General features: G+C 22.8%; 21 protein-coding genes, 1 tRNA gene and 1 pseudogene. All 23 read right to left on the bottom strand.

The genetic code is table 4. The annotated features are described in order from the left end of the window. Positions 1 to 10 precede the first annotated feature (10 nt). Positions 11 to 1126 carry a radical SAM family heme chaperone HemW gene (hemW, locus tag STABA_RS02200; protein WP_156006083.1) on the bottom strand — a complete coding sequence of 372 codons (1116 nt, stop codon included), beginning with the start codon at positions 1124 to 1126 and terminating at the stop codon, positions 11 to 13. After that, positions 1105 to 2760, bottom strand: a complete 1656-nt coding sequence (locus STABA_RS02195) for an MSC_0882 family membrane protein (RefSeq protein ID WP_156006081.1) — start codon at positions 2758 to 2760, stop codon at positions 1105 to 1107. Before STABA_RS02195 ends, hemW begins: the two co-directional genes overlap by 22 nt. Before the next feature lie 32 nt (positions 2761 to 2792). Then, positions 2793 to 3056 carry a TIGR04561 family membrane protein gene (locus STABA_RS02190; protein WP_156006079.1) on the bottom strand — a complete coding sequence of 88 codons (264 nt, stop codon included), beginning with the start codon at positions 3054 to 3056 and terminating at the stop codon, positions 2793 to 2795. Positions 3057 to 3236: 180 nt separating this feature from the next. After that, entirely contained in the window at positions 3237 to 3731 is a 495-nt protein-coding gene (locus STABA_RS02185) for a hypothetical protein (RefSeq protein ID WP_156006077.1), read from the bottom strand. A 129-nt stretch (positions 3732 to 3860) separates the two neighbouring features. Next, positions 3861 to 5309: a hypothetical protein gene (locus tag STABA_RS02180; protein WP_156006075.1), complete on the bottom strand. Its 1449-nt coding sequence runs from the start codon at positions 5307 to 5309 to the stop codon at positions 3861 to 3863. Positions 5310 to 5332: 23 nt separating this feature from the next. Next, positions 5333 to 5596 (bottom strand): hypothetical protein, encoded by a 264-nt coding sequence (locus tag STABA_RS02175; protein WP_156006073.1) that lies wholly within the window; start codon positions 5594 to 5596, stop codon positions 5333 to 5335. Next, positions 5596 to 6324 (bottom strand): ABC transporter ATP-binding protein, encoded by a 729-nt coding sequence (locus tag STABA_RS02170; protein ID WP_156006071.1) that lies wholly within the window; start codon positions 6322 to 6324, stop codon positions 5596 to 5598. The genes STABA_RS02175 and STABA_RS02170 overlap by 1 nt, the downstream gene beginning before the upstream one ends. 235 nt (positions 6325 to 6559) lie before the next feature. Next, the gene (nadE, locus tag STABA_RS02165) at positions 6560 to 7291 is read right to left on the bottom strand and encodes an NAD(+) synthase (RefSeq protein WP_343031706.1); all 732 of its coding nucleotides are present in this window, start codon (positions 7289 to 7291) and stop codon (positions 6560 to 6562) included. Beyond that, positions 7287 to 8579, bottom strand: coding sequence for a GTPase ObgE (gene obgE / locus STABA_RS02160; RefSeq protein ID WP_156006067.1), 1293 nt, complete (start codon positions 8577 to 8579; stop codon positions 7287 to 7289). The genes nadE and obgE overlap by 5 nt, the downstream gene beginning before the upstream one ends. A 3-nt stretch (positions 8580 to 8582) precedes the next feature. Beyond that, positions 8583 to 8936: a hypothetical protein gene (locus tag STABA_RS02155; RefSeq protein WP_156006065.1), complete on the bottom strand. Its 354-nt coding sequence runs from the start codon at positions 8934 to 8936 to the stop codon at positions 8583 to 8585. Positions 8937 to 8946: 10 nt separating this feature from the next. Then, positions 8947 to 9696, bottom strand: a complete 750-nt coding sequence (locus tag STABA_RS02150) for a hypothetical protein (protein WP_156006063.1) — start codon at positions 9694 to 9696, stop codon at positions 8947 to 8949. A 46-nt stretch (positions 9697 to 9742) separates the two neighbouring features. Continuing rightward, a complete protein-coding gene (locus STABA_RS02145; protein ID WP_156006061.1) occupies positions 9743 to 10168 on the bottom strand; it encodes a hypothetical protein in 426 nt (141 codons plus the stop codon). A gap of 117 nt (positions 10169 to 10285) precedes the next feature. Beyond that, positions 10286 to 11014, bottom strand: a complete 729-nt coding sequence (locus STABA_RS02140) for an ABC transporter ATP-binding protein (RefSeq protein WP_156006059.1) — start codon at positions 11012 to 11014, stop codon at positions 10286 to 10288. Between the two features lie 12 nt (positions 11015 to 11026). Continuing rightward, positions 11027 to 12718: a hypothetical protein gene (locus STABA_RS02135; protein WP_156006057.1), complete on the bottom strand. Its 1692-nt coding sequence runs from the start codon at positions 12716 to 12718 to the stop codon at positions 11027 to 11029. A gap of 13 nt (positions 12719 to 12731) precedes the next feature. Further along, complete coding sequence (locus tag STABA_RS02130) at positions 12732 to 14426, bottom strand: ABC transporter permease (protein WP_156006055.1); 1695 nt, start codon at positions 14424 to 14426, stop codon at positions 12732 to 12734. 446 nt (positions 14427 to 14872) lie between these two features. Next, a pseudogene (rplS, locus tag STABA_RS02125) lies at positions 14873 to 15229 on the bottom strand (50S ribosomal protein L19); the annotation flags it as partial. A 10-nt stretch (positions 15230 to 15239) separates the two neighbouring features. Further along, positions 15240 to 15968, bottom strand: coding sequence for a tRNA (guanosine(37)-N1)-methyltransferase TrmD (gene trmD / locus STABA_RS02120; RefSeq protein WP_156006053.1), 729 nt, complete (start codon positions 15966 to 15968; stop codon positions 15240 to 15242). Further along, on the bottom strand, positions 15968 to 16471 hold the full coding sequence (rimM, locus tag STABA_RS02115) for a ribosome maturation factor RimM (protein ID WP_170264681.1): 504 nt from the start codon (positions 16469 to 16471) through the stop codon (positions 15968 to 15970). The genes trmD and rimM overlap by 1 nt, the downstream gene beginning before the upstream one ends. After that, entirely contained in the window at positions 16458 to 16718 is a 261-nt protein-coding gene (locus STABA_RS02110; protein WP_156006049.1) for a hypothetical protein, read from the bottom strand. The genes rimM and STABA_RS02110 overlap by 14 nt, the downstream gene beginning before the upstream one ends. Positions 16719 to 16720: 2 nt before the next feature. Beyond that, positions 16721 to 17074 carry a 30S ribosomal protein S16 gene (gene rpsP / locus STABA_RS02105; protein ID WP_156006047.1) on the bottom strand — a complete coding sequence of 118 codons (354 nt, stop codon included), beginning with the start codon at positions 17072 to 17074 and terminating at the stop codon, positions 16721 to 16723. Between the two features lie 298 nt (positions 17075 to 17372). Then, positions 17373 to 17603, bottom strand: coding sequence for a hypothetical protein (locus STABA_RS02100; RefSeq protein ID WP_156006045.1), 231 nt, complete (start codon positions 17601 to 17603; stop codon positions 17373 to 17375). A 66-nt stretch (positions 17604 to 17669) separates the two neighbouring features. Next, complete coding sequence (locus STABA_RS02095) at positions 17670 to 18026, bottom strand: hypothetical protein (protein WP_156006043.1); 357 nt, start codon at positions 18024 to 18026, stop codon at positions 17670 to 17672. Between the two features lie 92 nt (positions 18027 to 18118). After that, positions 18119 to 18195 (bottom strand) — tRNA-Arg (locus STABA_RS02090). Positions 18196 to 18209 lie beyond the last annotated feature (14 nt).

The following is an 18209-nucleotide window of genomic DNA, read 5'->3' as shown; positions in this document are numbered from 1 at the left end:
TTTTACTCTTTTATAAAATATCAACAAGAATATCATTTAATATATCAAAACCTTTATCATTACATTTTAAATAATTATTTTCTAATAATAAAAATCCTTTTTTAATATTGATTTCAATTTTTTCTTTATAAAATAGATAAGCATCTTTATTTTTTTCTAAGCTAATATTAATTCCATCTACTAATCTTAAACCCATCATTATAATTTGAAAATAATAGTCTTCTATAGACAATTCTTCAAATTTTTTTTGATAATTTAAAATTGTACCTTCATTTATTGTTAAATAATACTTTTTATTTATTAGCTCAAAACCAGAAGCTCCAAAGCCAACTCCTGCAAATAAAGAGTTATCTCAATAGCTTAAATTGTGTTTTGAAATTTTATTATTTAAACAATAATTTGAGATTTCATATCTTTTGTAACCTAATTTTTTTAAACCTTCATTTACAATTACATCAAAAAATTCATCATTTTCAGGTTTTTTTAAATTCTTTTTACCTCAAATAGAGTTATCTTTCATAATTAATGAGTATCATGAAATATGATCAGGTTTTAACTGTTTTATGTATTCTAAATCTTCTATTATATTTTCCTTAGTTTGATTAAATAAGTTATACATTAAATCAATACTAATATTGTCAAATCCAATAGTTCTAATTAAATTAAACTTTTCAACAGCTAAATCTTTATCATGTATTCTTCCAATTTTTTTTAATAAATCATTATTAAAAGTTTGAATTCCCATACTAATTCTATTTATTTTATATTCTTTATAAATTTTTAATTTAGTCTCACTAACTGATTCAGGATTTAATTCAATGCTAAACTCAAAATCTTTATTATTTTTTACATATTTAGATAAAGACTTTAATAATAAAATAGTTTCTTCTTCATCTAAACAACTTGGTGTTCCTCCACCAATATAAATAGTTTCTAAATTATCTAACCTATTTTCATAACTTATTAATTCATTTTCTAGGTTATTCAAATACTCAATAACATTTTCTTTACTTTTTGGTTTAATTGTTTTTGCAAAATCACAATAAAAACAAATATGTTCACAATAAGGGATGTGAACATATAAACTTTTTATATTTCTATTCTTTAATTCTTGCTTCTTTGTCATGGTTTTCAACTTAATCCTTTTTTCTTTCTAATTACAAGTCAAGGAATTAATATTGCAAATAATATAATACAACAAACAACAATAAATATTATTAAACAAATTTTATTTGCTTTTTTTCTAATAGCATTAATTTCATGTTGTGGTATTATTTCATATCCATAATAACTAATAATATTATTTTTTCTACTTCTTGAAGTAATTATATTTAAAATATGAACTCCAAATACAGACATTAATACAACAATATTTACAATAATATCAGATTCAAATGATTTCATTGTACCTATTTTTCAAAAGAAAATAGTAATAGGTTCATCAGGATGTTCTTTATATAAAGCTTGTAATCCATATAAAATTCCTAAACAGATTGCACCAACTATATATGTTGAAAATCCAATCCAATTAATATAAACACTTCTTGCTATTATTGATCGATAGTTTCTTGTTATAAAGTAAGGAACTATTTCTCTACCATTCAATAAATCTCTTTCATATTTTTTAACATTTGAAGTTAGTAATGTATAATCTGTGACACTCATAAAAAAGAAACATGTTGAAATTAATAATAAGAAAATTGAAAAGAATGGATAAATAGTATGTTTTCTACTAAATATTAACCATTTTTCATTTTGATTACTTGTTTTATAATAAATTGCTAACATTAGAGATGTTGCAATTATTCCTGTCAATCCGATTAAAAACAATAAAGCATTTCTTAATTTTTCTGCTCTAATTTCTTTTGCAATTTCATTTGGGATTATGTTAGATTTTGAAAATCTTTGTTTATAAGTATTATTATTATAACCATTATAGTTATTAGCAGGGCTTCTTTGATATCCTACCATTTGATTTGCTGCATAACTTTCAGGACGATAATATGTTTGTGCTTGGTTAAAATATTGATTTTGATACATATTTTGATTTGCTTGGTAGTTATTAAATCCTTGATTTTGCATTTTTTGTTGTTCAATATGATTTGTATACTGAATATGACCTTGATATAAGTTTTGATTTATATAGTTTTGATTTTGTAAATATTCTTGATTAGGATCATAGTAATTTCCATAATCAATTTGATTAATATTATCAAAGTCTAAAGCTGGTTGCTGTAACATATTATCATTGTAATAATTATTTGGGTTGCGATTTTTTCTTGGATAATTTTGAAATTCTGGTTGAATATATCCTTGTTGTGCATTTGTAAAATTTAGATTAGGGTTATTTTGAGGTTGATAATTTAAGTTTTGAGATTGTGGTTGATATTGATTTGGGTTATTAATATAAGGATTTTGATAACTATTATTTACAACTTGAGGTTCATTATATAAATTTGTTTCCATATATTGGTTATTATTTTGCATAGGAACATAATTTTTTTGATTAATCAATTGTTCTTGATACATACTAGTTGGATTTGAAAAACCTTGTTGCATTTGTGGGTTGTTAAACTGATTTTGTTGCATATTATTTGAATTATATTGGTGATGATGATTAAACTGATTTATAGGGTAGTTGTTTTGATTTGGCATATTCATTTGGTTTTGTTGAAACGCAAAATCATCAACAATATTTTGTTGATTTTCCCTATTTGATCCACCAATGATAGAACTTGTAATTTTTTTGAATACACTCATAAAAACGCCCCTTTTTTATAAGCAAAATATAACTACTTTTTAGAATTACGTCTAATTTTTTTAACTTGTGCGATTTCTACTTCAAAATCATTTCTAAGAGTTTCAAATTTGTCTAATCTTTTAAAATCTTTTGCTGAAACTTCTTCTTTTTCATACACAAATTTTTTGTTTTTTCTAAAAAGAATAAAAAAGTAAATAGATAAACTAGCAATCCCAATTAAAGCAAAAATTAACAAAATCACTCATAATGGAATTTCAAAAGTTAATACTTTAAAAAATGTTTTAGCTAGAAACATACATTCACCTTATTTTTATATAAGCCCATAAATTGTAAACCCTATCTACAATCATATAAATCATAACATATTTAGTATTTAATTTCTTTAATAATTTTTAAAAAAAATGTTAAAGAAATTAAATAAAATTAAATTTATTTATTAAAAAAATTGCTAATAGCAACTTTTTTAATAGCCATATTATTGTTCTCAACTTGCTACTAAAGCATCAATAATATCATTTTTTCATTCTTCAATATCTAAATCATTTACAAAGAAATCAATAAATTGATCTTTAAATGTAACTATTAAATTTCATGAGAAATCTTGTTCTTCAATTTCTAATTCTTTTATTTTATCTAATAAAACCTGAGGATATTCAGGATTAAATGCAATTGATTGAACACAATCTTCTGCAAAATCTTGAGCTTTTTCTTCTTCTGATAAAGCTCCCATTAAAGCAGCATATACATCTTCTTCATTAACTGAATTACTTTTTATTATTTTAGCTTTTTCTTCTGCTGATTTATCTTTATTAGCAGGGTCTTCAAAGACATTATCGATTTGTTCTCCAAAAATTAATATTGCAAAGTATAAGCTCATACCTGCAATTAATTCTTCAAACATCTTATCTGCTATTTCATCATCTAAATTATCAATAAAATCACTTATACTATTTGCTTGTTGATCTGTCATATTTTTAAAATTCTCCTTGTAAATGTATTATCTATTAAAAATAAAGATTAGTCAAAAAAACTTATATTTATTAATTAATTTTAACTGCTACAAAACATTAAGCAACTAAAAAATATAGTATATAAAGAATTATTTATAGAAATTAAATCTATATAATGAATATGCAAATAAAACTAAAATTGAGTTAAAAATTAATATCAAAAAAATCATTAATGCTGTATTAGGACCTTCATAAACATAATCTTTTATAATATATTTATTATTTAAATATGAATTATTTATTATATAAAAATTATTACTTTTATAAAAAATTGCACTTTCTATTGTGGTTATGTTATCAAATGTTTTATCCACTAACCCAAACTTGCTTAAAAATTCTAATCATAAAAATGGACTTGTATAATAGTTTGCCATTTGTAAAGAACTTAAAGTAAAACTATCTGGCTGCTCTGTGTTATTTGTAAAAGGTTCTTCATAGTTTCAATTATTAACTAGATAAAACAAAATGCCTTGATAAAGTAATTTTGCACTAGAAGTTTTTTGCATATTAAAAAGAATTTTTTGATTTTTAATATAATCAATTTTTTCATTAAAAGGTGCTTTTAAAAAATCTACAATATTTGAATTATTTCTTCCAACCGAATTAGATAAAATAAGTATTTGGTTAGTGAAATAAAATCCTTTTTTATAAATTTCCAAAATCAATTTATTTATAGACTTTAAATCAAAATAATATGAATTTATTTCATTATTTATTTTAAAGTAATTTTCCAATTTATTTATGTAACTATTAAGTTCATGTAAATAAGTAGAACTTTTTTTTAAGTTTTTATAGTCATTATACTCAAAAATATCATTTTCATTTTTTGTGTCTTTGAAATTATAAAGTTCCTTAAATAATAAATTATTTTCAATTAAACTAGCATCATATTTAGCTTCTCTATAATATTCATCCTTTATTAAATATGTTTTATTAAATTCATTAAATAAATCTATATTAGAAAATAAATCACCACTGCTATAAAAACTATTATCTGTTATAAATCTAAAGTAATAATCTTTTAGACGACTTTCTTCTAAATTTAAACTTTCCAAATTATCAAAATGAATTAGATTTTTCATTTTTTCAGAATTTTTACTATATTCTACCAAATCACTTATAATTTTATTTTCTTTTTTATTTTTTTCTTCATATGTTTTAATATAGTATCTAAGGTAAAAATTATATTCGCTGCTTGATATAAGATTGCTACCATTTTTACCAGAATCACTTTTAAATTCATATAAAACGGCATTTATTAAGTAAAATAAAGTCATTAATCCCATAAAAAAGCTTGAAAAGATTAAACTAATTTTTTGTAAATTTAAACTTACAATTAACAAATTTAAAGAAAAAACAAATAGAGGCACTAAAAAAATAATGTATAAATTTATAAATAAAAGTTTAGTTACAAAAATATTATCATTGAATATTATTAGCGACTCTATAACAACAACAGTGGAAATAATTATAGAAAATATAAAAATAACCAATAAAAGAGCTGATACTTTTGAAAAAAATATTTCTCATATTTTCATACCATTTTTTATTTCTATTGTTTTTACACCATTTTTCTTTTGATTGTAAAAAACTCATTTGATAAAAGTATAGAAACAACACTTAAAAAAATAAAAATTAAAACTGTGTTAATATAATTTAAAACAAACAAATCAACAGATTCCGCTTGAGTTAATTTAATATAAAGTCCAAATATTAAATTAATTAGAAAAATTGTTGACAAGAAAAAAATTGTTACAATTAAAGTTGATTTTGACTTAAAAATTGAAAAAAGTGCATATTTAAAACATATATAAAATTTCATCATTACTTATCTCATTTCATTAAATCTTTAAAGTTTTTATTTCGCTTTTCATTTTTGATACTCTCAAAATAAATCAATTCTAAATTTTCTTTTTCTTTATCAAACTTTTTATTCACAACTACTTTACCCTTATTTATGACAATAACTCTATCAATTAAAGTTTCTAGTTCTTCTAAAATATGACTAGCAATTATAATAGATTTATTATTTTCTTTCATATCTTTTATCAATGATATTAATTCTTTTCTTGAATCAATATCTAAATTAGCTGTTGGTTCATCAAAAAAAATAATTTCTGGATCATTTATTAAAGATACTGCTAACATCGCTTTTTTTTGCATACCAGCCGATAATGATCTAAAAGTTTTATTTTTATATTTATCTAACTCCAAATTCTTTAATAAATGTTCTGTTCTTTTTTTTGCTTCTTTAGGTTTTATTCCTGCTAATTCTGCATTATACATACAAAAAAAATTTAAAGTTACATTTTTAGGAAATAATGACTGATCTGTGAAAAAACTAAATCCTTTTAAATTTCCTTGTTCATTTTGATAAATTATTTCTCCACTATCTTTTTTATACTCTTTAAAGATAAGTTTTAATAAAGTTGATTTTCCTGCTCCATTCGGACCAAGTATACCTATTATTTCTCCTGGTAAAAATTTTAAATTGATATCTTTTACACCTACATCATTTTTAAATACTTTATATAAATTTTTAACTTCTAACATTTTTTGTGATTTTAAAAATAATTATAATTAATCAAATATGATGTAAAGTTGTTTAATCATAAGTTATTTTTAAAATAAGTAAAAATAACTTTTTTGTATATTTCTAATGCACTTATATTTTTTGAAATTTTCATTAATATTTATTCTCAAACTTTCTTTTTTGTATATTATATATTTTATATTAAATTATGCTGCTAGTGATTCTTTTATTAATAAAAACGATATACATATTTAACTATTTTTTATTAGGTTGAGGGGCGCCATTTCTTTTGTGCTCTGATACTTTATGCAATTGTTCAATTCTTTCTTTTATATGATTTTCAACATTTTGACCCAATAAATATTTATCTATTAAGTCATAACCAAATCCAATTTCTTGTTCATCAGTTTGATCTTCTCAGAGACTAGCGGTTGGAGCTCTATTAATTATTGATTCAGGTACATTTAAAAATTTTGCAGCTTCTTTAACTTCGCCTTTTAGTAGATGAACAATTGGTAATAAATCTACCCCCCCATCACCAAATTTGGTAAAGTATCCTAAATGTCACTCTGCTCAATTATCAGTTCCTAAAACTAAATAGTTATGTGTTTGAGCCATTGAATATAAAGTTGTCATTCTTAATCTTGCTTTTGTATTTGCTAATGCAAGTTTTGATTGTTCAATTCCAGATTCATTTAAAGCTTTACTAATTGTTTCAAAAGTTGATTTTAAATCTACTGTAACTGATTTTAAATCCAAATTATTAATTAAGTCTGCTTTACATTTTTCATCTAAATCACTTGATTGACAAGGCATTCAAACTGTTAAATAATTGTCAGGAAATGCTTTTTTACCAAGTGCAGCAACCACTGCAGAATCAATACCTCCACTAATTCCAATTATTACTCCTTTTTGACCAGCTTTTTTAACTTCACTTCTTAATCATTCTACTAAATAATCTAAATACTCTTTTAAATTCATTTTAATCCATCCATTCTAGTTCTAAATCAAAAACTTTTACTATATCGCCTTTTTTAGCACCTTTAGTTCTTAATAATTCATATACTCCTAAATTTTTTAATTTCTCGTTAAATAATAATAAATTATCGTGAGTTGAAATTGGTGTTTTTTGATAAACTTTTAAAACGTCTTTTCCTGTTATATCTCATTTTCCATTTCCTAAATTATTTACAACAACATCTTTTAAATCAGATTCAAAAGTATATAACTTAAAGTCACTTTCTTGATCTTCTTTTATTAATCATAGAGGTTCATCTTTTAAGTTTTCTAATTTATCTCCAATTTCTAAAAGAAGTTTATCTATATTTATTTTATTTAATCCAGATACTTCTATTATATTCTTATCATTATATTTTTCTTTAAAATATAAAGTATTTATTTGCGCTTCTTCAGTATCTATTTTGTTTGCTACTATTATTTCTAATCTTTTTTCTAAATTAAAATTATATTCAACTAGTTCTTTTCTGATTAATTCATAATTTTTTACAACATCTTCTGTTCCGTAGTTTCCTGACATATCGATAACATGACAAATAATTTTGCATCTTTCAATATGTCTTAAAAATTCATGACCTAATCCTTTTCCTAAACTTGCTCCTTCAATTAATCCAGGTAAATCTGCAACTGTAAAGGTTCTTCCTTGTTTGTCTCTAGAAACTCCTAATTGAGGATTAATGGTTGTGAAAGGATAATCTGCAACTTCTGGTTTAGAATTTGAAATTGCTCTTAATAAAGTGGATTTACCAGCATTTGGAAGACCAACGAATCCTACATCTGCTAAAACTTTTAATTCAGCTTTAATATTAATTTCAATTCCAGGATCTCCAGCTTCAAAAATTGTTGGGGCTTTATTTCTTGAGTTTGCAAATCTTGCATTACCTCTTCCGCCTTTTCCTCCAAGTGCAAGTATTTTTTGTTCTCCATCCGTCGTAAAATCAGCAAGCAAATCTCCAGTTTCATCATTAAATAAAACAGTACCCACAGGTACTTTTACAATAATGTCTTTACCGTTTTTTCCATGCATATTTTTAATATCACCTTTATGACCGTCTTCAGCTGCATATGATTTTTGTAATTTTAAGTCTAATAATGAAGATTTTCCTTCATCAGCAATAAAAATCACATCGCCACCTTTTCCACCATCGCCACCATTTGGACCTCCATTAGGAACATATAACTCATGACGAAAAGAAACAGCTCCATCGCCACCTTTTCCAGATTTGATGTTAAATTTTGCTAAATCTACAAACTTCATTTCTTATTCCTCTTCTTGATTCAAATCAGAAATTTGAATTTCTCCATTTAACAATTGGTTATAACAATTATCACAAGCAAAAGTTGGCATACCAATTGATGAGTTGTAATCATCAACTTCTTGTCATGCTTCAAGTGGTGATTCTATTAATTTATCTAATTCTTCATCGCTTATATCAGGATTTTCATCATATGCTTCTTGAGCAATTTGTCCAATTGTTTTTGGAGCGTTAGAAGCAACATAAGCAATTTCATCAATTCCACAAACACTACAACTAATTCCAAATAATTGTGCCATTATATTTTTTTTATCTTCAAAGACTTTAAAGTCTTCTTTATTAAAAGATTCTTTTTTCATAAATAAACTCCTATATTATTTTTTCAAACTTACTTAATAATAACATTGCATTGTCATAATTAAAATTTAATTTATCATTTAGATAAATATCTTCACCAATCCCTAATGCTTTTCTTGAATAGATATAAACACATGCAACAATATCATCAATATTATTTTGTTCAAGTTTAAAGTCTGGAAAAATATTATAAAAATAGGTATTTGCAACATGACGACAAATAGAAAATAAACTTGGGTCTTTGTCGCTTACTAAAGTCATTAAGCGATATTCTAAGTTTCTTAAAAAATCTTGAGATTCTTTTAAATCAAATTTAGCAGGATTAATTGTTATTATTCCTTCTTTCTTTTTAACTAAAAGAAACTCATCTAATTTTTGTTCAATCAAAACCATTAATAAAAATGTTTTATATTCATTTTTGATATTTTCATCATTCAAATAATCTTTAATATGATCTAAAATTTTTCTTGCATTAAGGTTTCTTAAATTATCAAAAGCAACTAAATGCATTTCTTGATCTAATGATTGTTGCATAATATCAACGACTTTTTCTAAACTTCAATTAGAAGAAGAAGTTTTTGAATCTTTTTTAAGAATTTCTTCAATTTCAAATTTATATCGATTTAAAGCTCTTTCAAAATCTTTTGGTATATAAGGAGCAGAAAGTTCATCATTGATAATTATCATTGCTTCTTCAAAGTGACTTTCACTAATTAAATCTCTTATATTATTTTTAGTTAATTCATAATAATTATCACTCATAAATAGCTCCTTTTAGTATCATTATTTTAACAAATATGTAATTTTATTAGTAATTCTTTTTATTACGAATTTGACTATAAAACAAATAGCTTGTCAATAATAGCGAAACACTAATTAATATATAAAAAATGTTTTGTCTTACTAGATCTATATTTTCATAGTCAATAAATATAAATCCAATTGCTGCAATTAATGTAAATAAAAAAGCAATAGCAAAGTTTATATATACTAGATACTTTTCAAACTTTTCTTTCATAATAAAGTTAACAAATCATGCAATTAAAACAAAAAGTATTATGCATGAAATTATAATAGTCATTATTAATATATATAGTTCGGGAAATTCAAAATTAATATTGCTTTTCACCCCAAAAAAATAATACGAATACATAGTTCCTGTTATAAATACTAGTAAAAAGTATATTATTAAACTTAAACAATTCATCCCTTTAACTCATTTGTATTTTTTCATATTATCACCAATATAATTATAGTTCAACTCCTATCTAATTTCATTAATTTATAAATAAAAAAACACTTTTAATAAAGTGTTTTAAATACTAAAAAAATATAAAATATGTTTTAAAAATTAAAAAGAAAGATTTTGTATATCAATACTTTTTCTTTTTTTTCTATTAGTAATATTAAAATAAATATTTTCTATATTGTCATCAGGATGCAAATATCTATCAAATACTATGTGTCCTTCATCAATTATTACTAATTTATTTATAAACTTTTGTAACTCATCTATAATATGACTTGTTATAAGAATAGTTTTACCGTTTTGTGCTAATAGTTTTAACAAGTTTATAAAATCAACTCTTGTGCTTACATCTAAATTTGCTGTAGGTTCATCTAAAACAATTATTTCAGGTTCATTAATTAAGCAAATTGCCAATAATGCTCTTTTTTGCATACCTGCCGAAAGTGATTTAAATGTTTTATTTTTATATTCTATTAAATTTAATACTTCTAATAAGTAATTTGCTCTTGATTTAGCTTCTTTTGTTTTTATACCTGATAATTTTGCTGAATAAATACAAAAATCTTTTATACTTATATTTTTTGGATATATACTTTGATCTGGAAAAAATGAAAATTTTTTTAAACTATTTTTGTTAAGCTTTTCATTTTTATATCAAAATTCACCACTATCAACTTTATATGCATTAAATAAACATTTTAATAGAGTTGATTTACCAGCGCCATTATCACCAACTAAACCAACAATATCACCTTGATTAAATGATGTAGATATATTAAAAATACCTTTTTTTTCTTTAAATTCTTTTGAAACATTGTCTATTATAAACATAAATACCTCCTTTTATAAATTTTCGTCATAAGTTATTGATATCTCAAGATATAAATTATTTTTATAAGAAAATACTGTTTTTAATTCTTGAGTTTTGCTTGGTATAGATTTTATTTTTTCAATATTAATTGATATTTGAACTGTATAAAAATTTTCGCTTTTACTTGGAAAAATATGACTAATTTCAGATACAACAATTACATCATTTTCAACAAATTTTGTGCTTTCTTTTATTTTTCTAAAAAAATTAGTTTGTAAATTTAAATTTATTTCTGAAGAGTTTGTTTTGACAAAAATAGCATTGTCAATATTTTTATATGTTAACTTTTTGTCCTCTTCAACCGAAATAAAATTATAATCATTTTTATCAATATATAGCTGTTCTGTGCTATTTACTATTTCAAAGCCTAGACTATATGACAAAACTTTTTGATATTCTATTGAATCAATCTCTATATAAAATTTACATTTTAAAACTCCAGATTCACGATTCATTATAGAACTATATCATCAACCTTCTAAACTTATTTCGCTTAATCCTTCATAATTAGCAGAATTCTCTTTTTTATCAATTTTTCCATTAAGGAAGGATACTAAACTATTTTCATAATTTTGATTTATTTTTAAACTTACATCTTTAAATCTCTTATTTAAAGTAAAGTTTGTTGGTTTACCTACATCTAATTGAATATTATTTATATCGATATCTATTGGTCTAATTGGTTTAATATGTATTGTTATTAATTCGCTATCATTTTCAGACCTTAAATTAATATATAAATATTTATTTTTATCAATTGTGTTAGCATTTTCGTTTTCAAAGTATGCTTTAAATTTTATTTGATTTGATACTAATTTTGCTTTGCCTTTTAAAATATCGTTTCCAGTGTCAAAAGAAAAATTACTTAGATTATTTAAATTTTTTATTGTTATTAATATTTCATCTCCTCAAAAAAACTCACTACCATTAATTGTGTAATCAATTTTTGCTGGTTCTTTTTTTTCATAATAAAAGTTGTTTATTTGTAAAACCGTATCTTGTTTAGTATTATTACCCGAGAATACAACACTAATAACAATTGGTTCTTTTGAAGTCAAATTTTTTTTAATATAAAAATAAATCTTATTGGATTGTTCAAAATCATACTCTCAACTTGAAACATACTCTCTATTTTTTGTGATCCTTATTTTTAAATTTTCCACTTCATCAAAATTTTCAACAATTATTGGATTTAATACATCGTTTCCATAATAATTTTCTTGATAAGAGTTTAAAATAACTTTATCAATTTTTACTAAAGATCTATTAAATTGATAATTATATACAATTGATAAATTATTATTAAAAAAATATTTACCATTTTCAAATGAAGATTCTGTTACTGATATATCAACATTTCAAGCGCTTTTAGAAAAGCTTGCTAAATCTGTTTTAATTAAAAAACTTTTTTTATTTATTTCTTCTTCTTCAAATCTTATATAGTCATAATTACTAAAAGCTTTTTTTATATCACTATTAATTTGATTAAAAGATAAATAAGATTCACTTACAAGACTATTTAAAATATTAGTTATCTCTCTTTTACCAATTAACCCATCATCTCTTAGAGAACTATTATTTTTTTTAGCATTACAAGATGAAAGCGTTTGCATTATAATGGGGAAAACGAATAGAAATACAAATAATTTTATTATAATTTTCATGTTATACCCCTTTCTAAAAGACATTAACCTTTCTATAAATTAAGATTCCAATTAAACCTGACAATATCCCGAATAAAATATATCCTATATATATAAATTCTGAACTAACTACTCTTTTAGATAAATTAATTTTTTTAATATATGAATTTTCTAAACTATCATACATACTAAACTTACTTTTATAATCACTTTGCATATAATTTGGATTTTTTTCAACTAAAAAAGATCTAATTGGCATATTTAAATCATAAACTTTGTTTTGAGTTAATATATCATCTGTATAACTAGAATATGTACTAAATCCTAATAGATTCAAATGATAATATATTGGATTTAATGTAAAAAACTTATTATAATAAAAGTCATTAGTTTGTATATAGTTATATATTTTTTCAAAATCTTTTAAGTCTCCTTCTCAAGTACTTAGATACTCATCAAATAAATTAAATAACAATGCCATATATAAACGATTTCCATTTTTTAGTTTTGCATTTTCATAAAAGTCTTTTTCGTTTACTAAACTAGTTTTATTTTCAATATCATAGTCATAATTTTGAATAATTTCTCTAATTAAAGAATAAACTTTATAATTATGGCTATCAAAATTATTGTAAAAAATACTTTCAAAATATTTCAGAAGAATATTATTAACAGAATTAATTTCTTCTTTTAATTCTTGATTAGACATTGATAAATTAAAAATTTTTTTTATGTTCAATATCATTTCATCTTGTTGTATATAAGAAAAATAATCTAATAATTGATTTTTACCAGATAAATTATTTTTTGAAGGTTTGTAAAAATATGTGTCTTCAAATTTACCTTCATTATTTTTCATTATAGTAATGTTAAAAAATTTATATATTTTATTTTCATTTATTTTTTCATTTAATGTGTATTTAAAATTTTGAGAAAATGTTTTACTATTATTTAAAAAATATTCCACATCTAACATCAAACCATTTGCTGCTACATAACTATACCCTCATGAAACATCTCTATTTTTATTTTCTTCATCAAACTGCTCGTAATAACAAATATAATTTTTATCTTCGCAATTATCTGTGGTACCTTTAAAATCTTTTTTTAAAGAGTAGTCATTTTTTAATGATCCTAAATTATATAATAATGAGTAGATTAATCCATCTTTTTTATATGATAAATCTTCTAAATTTTTTAAAAATTCTACATCATAACTAAAAGAATTTCAGTTAACATTTACTTTTCCTTCTCCTATAATAAACTGTATTCTTCCAACTAAAGGTGAAAAAATATAAAGAATAGAAACAAAACTAGTTAATGATAAAACTATTCTAATTTTTTTAAAAGAGCAAAATGTGAAATATAAGCCTGTTATTAGAAAATCAAAAGCTATAAAAGAAAGAAAACCAGGTATTAAATTCTTAGCAATATAATTAAGATTTACAGGATTTATGATATAAAGCAAACAAACCATTACTATTATTAATGAAATATTAAAAACAATAGAGTAAAAAAACTTTGCTAATGTTTTGTATAATAATAGTTCACTTTGTTTAAAACCTTTTGAAACCTCTAAATTAATAATTCCGTTTTCATGATCAAAAATCATTGAATTAGAAATAAATATCAAATTAATATAAGTTATTATAAGAGTTCATGATACATAAATTATACTGTTTGTATATATAAGAGTTTTTTTGAAATTAACATCGGATAACAAAAACATAACTATTCCGCATATAATTATCAATAGAAAAACTAATATGTTAAAAGTTAAAAAAAATTTGTTTTTAATATTTTTCATCATATTAAAATATATTATATTTTTAATAATATCCCTCCTTTTTTAAAAAAAAATAAAACAGCTATTATATTAAAAAAGGAAAATCTAAAAAATAATTTGTTAAAAACAAATACTACAATAAAAGATTTAAACTACTTATAAATCTAATGTTTTTAAATTTTACTAATTGTTATAATAATATTCATTATTCATTCTTTCTATTTTTATTATACAAAAAAATAAAGAAAGATACAAAAATTACTGAATAATAAAAAAACAGCATTGCTGCTGTAATTAAATTATTATTTAGTTGAATCTGGAGTTGCTTCTTTTTTAGGAGCTGCTTTTTTTGGAGCTGCTTTAACAGCTGTTTTTGCTTTAAGATCTTTTGATTTTGAATTAACAACTTCTTTAATACGTGCAGCTTTACCAGATAATTTTCTAATGTAATAAATTCTTGCTCTTCTAACACGACCACGTTTAATAACATCAATTGAGTCAATGATAGGAGAATGAATTGGGAAAGTTCTTTCAACAAAGATACCTCCAGAATTTTTTCTTACACATACAGAAAATGAAATTCCACTACCTTGTGTTTTAATCACAACACCTTCAAATGCTTGGATACGGTATTTATCTCCCTCTTTAATTTTTACATTAACTTTAATAGTATCTCCTGAAGTAAATTCAGGAAGATTATTATTTAATTGTTCTTCTACTAAAGATTTAGTCTTCTTAGTTAACATGTTCATTTTTCTATTCTTCCTTTCTATTTTTTAAATTATTTAAAAATTCTTTATCTGTTTTTGATAATTCTTGTTCGTTTAATAAGTCTGGTCTTTTTAAGTAAGTGTTTTTTAATCTACTTTCATGTCTAAATTTTTCAATATTTGCATGATGTCCACTTAACAAGACTTCTGGAACGACTTTTCCTCTAAAATCAACTGGTTTTGTATAAACTGAATAATCTAATAAATTGTTTTCAAAACTTTCATTTAAATGAGATTCATTTTGAATAACTCCATCAATTAGTCTAGTTATTGAATCAACTAATACTAAACTTGCTAATTCTCCACCTGTTAAAACATAATCGCCAATCGAAACTTCAAGATCAACATAATCTAAAACTCTTTCATCAAAACCTTCATAATGACCACAAATTATAATTATATGTTTACAATTATTTGCATAGTTTTTTGATAATTTTTGATTTCAAGTTTTTCCCTGAGGTGAAGTTAGTATTACTAATGATTCATTGGTTTTATATTTTTCAATAGCATTAACTATTGGTTCAACCATTAAAACCATTCCCTTTCCCCCACCAAATTGATAATCATCAACCTGATTATGAGAGTAATTTGTATAGTTTCTTAAATCTACAATTTCTATATCAACTTTGTTTTTTTCAATTGCTCTTTTGATAATCGATTCACTAATGTAACTTTTAATTAAATTTGGAAATAACGTTATTATTGTAAATTTCATTAAATTAATATTTCGATGTTTTTTGCATAAATAATTTTGTTATCATAATCTATTTCAATAACATATTCATCTACACAAGGTACTCAAAACTGTTTATTATCATTAGTTTTAATTTTAACTAAATCTTGAGCTCCATTAAACATTTCATCTATAACAGTTCCAATAGTATTGTTATTTACAACTAATTTAAAATCTATTAGTGTTTCTTCGTGTTCTATCAAATTATCTTCAATTTTAAAAAATACTTCTTGACCAATAAAATTTAATGCATCATTGATATTATCAATACCTTTAAACTTAATTACTAATTTATTTGCCACTTCATGAAAATTTTCAATTAAGTAAACATCTAAATTATTTTTTAAGTCTTTTAAAAAGATTTGTTTATCTTTTAAATCATCAATAATATAAATACCATCATCTAATCAAAACTTAAATTCACCCTTAATACCATGAGTAGATTTTAATTTACCTACTTTTAGCAATTGTTTATCCAAGTTCATCATATACCTCCACATCAATTGAGATTTTTTTTTCATATTTCGATACTTCTAGATTTAAAGCATCTAATATTGTTTTTATCAAACTATTTTTTTTAAATAGTTTTGAGTTACTAACTTTTTCATCAATTAAGAGGATAAATTTATATTCATCTTTTGTTTCTAATTGTTTTTTAAAAATATATGTTGATTCTTTAGGTAGAGCATTAAGTATAATTTTATCTAACAATAAATATAGATTTTCAATCATTACTATGCTTTTGCTTCTGCTACTTTTTTAGTAGCTTTTGGCTTAGCAGCTACTGGTTTTTTAGCTGCTTTTTCTTTTTTAGGTACTGATTTTGACACTTCTAGTTTCACATTATGTAATTCAGTCATAACACCTTCTTTTGAAAGAATACTTCTAACTGTATCTGTTGGTTGTGCTCCTTGTTGTAATCATTTTAAAGCAACTTCTTTTTTAAGATCAACAACTCCATTTAATGGGTTGTATGTTCCTAATAGTTCAATATAAGCACCGTCTCGTTTAACACGAGCATCTGCAGCTACTATTCTGTAAAATGCTGCTCTTTTTTTACCTGCTCTTTTTAACCTTAGTTTTACCATTTTTTCCTCCTTTTTTTTCTATTTTAAAGACAACTTTAATACTATATTAAATAAAAAGTTTGTCAAGTAAAAAACCTTAACAAACTTAAATTTTTTTATTATTGATATTTATAACCTTGACTTAAAGCATAATTCTTAACTCTTTTAAAATATATTAGATTTGTAAAAAATCCTATAAATGGTGTAAAAATTAAAAAACAACTATAAAAAAATATAAAAGTAAAGTTTTCTTTTTCATAGTTAACTGTTTTTTTTAATTTATATACACAAACAGCAAACATACATTGTCTCATAAACATTAAAAAAACATTAGAAAAAAAAATCCTGAAAAAATTGATGAATATACAGATTTATAATTTAAAACATACTTACTAAAAATTATGGCTAAAATTCCAAATAAAAGTGCAATTAACAATTCTATTAAAGCAGATCTGACATAACCTTTATAAACATTTTTTTTGATAGTTTTATCTTTTGTTTCATTGTCTAAAAACTTATAATTATAAGCATATCGAAAATAATCTCCCAATAAACTTCCTATTGACTCACCAATTATAAAACTCTTTTCTTTAAATTTGTATTAATTATATACTTATTATTGTTTTTTTATTGTCGGTTCTTTTTTTCTTATTTTATCTTTATAATATTTTTCATTTAAAACAAATGGATTATTAATAGTTGGAAATCAACTTAAAAATGCTTTTCCATTTCTCTCTAAAATAGCAAATACTATAATAGTCATTATTGGCCAACCTGGAATAAAAATAAATGATGTAATTCACAGGACCACTTTAGTTACTTTTTTTTCATCTCTTTCTTTATTTCTAGAAAATAAAAACACAAATAGCATATGTCCAATAATCCCACAAATATATAACAAAACTGCTGTAAATATATAAACAACTTTCTTACCATATTCGGTAAGTCCATTTTCATCATAAATAGCTAACATACAACATCTCCATATCTTTTTTTCAATTAAATATTAACATAGTTTTAAATAAATAAAAAAAGCAACAATTGTTGCTTTTGCGCTTTTATAAATGGCGCCCACGAGAAGATTCGAACTTCTGACCCTACGCTTAGAAGGCGCATGCTCTATCCTACTGAGCTACGTGGGCAATAAGACAAAAAT

This window comes from Spiroplasma tabanidicola, from assembly GCF_009730595.1.
Classification (GTDB): domain Bacteria; phylum Bacillota_I; class Bacilli_A; order Mycoplasmatales; family Mycoplasmataceae; genus Spiroplasma_A; species Spiroplasma_A tabanidicola.
Note: the sequence above shows the minus strand (reverse complement) of the source record. Positions and strands in the feature narration are given on the sequence as shown.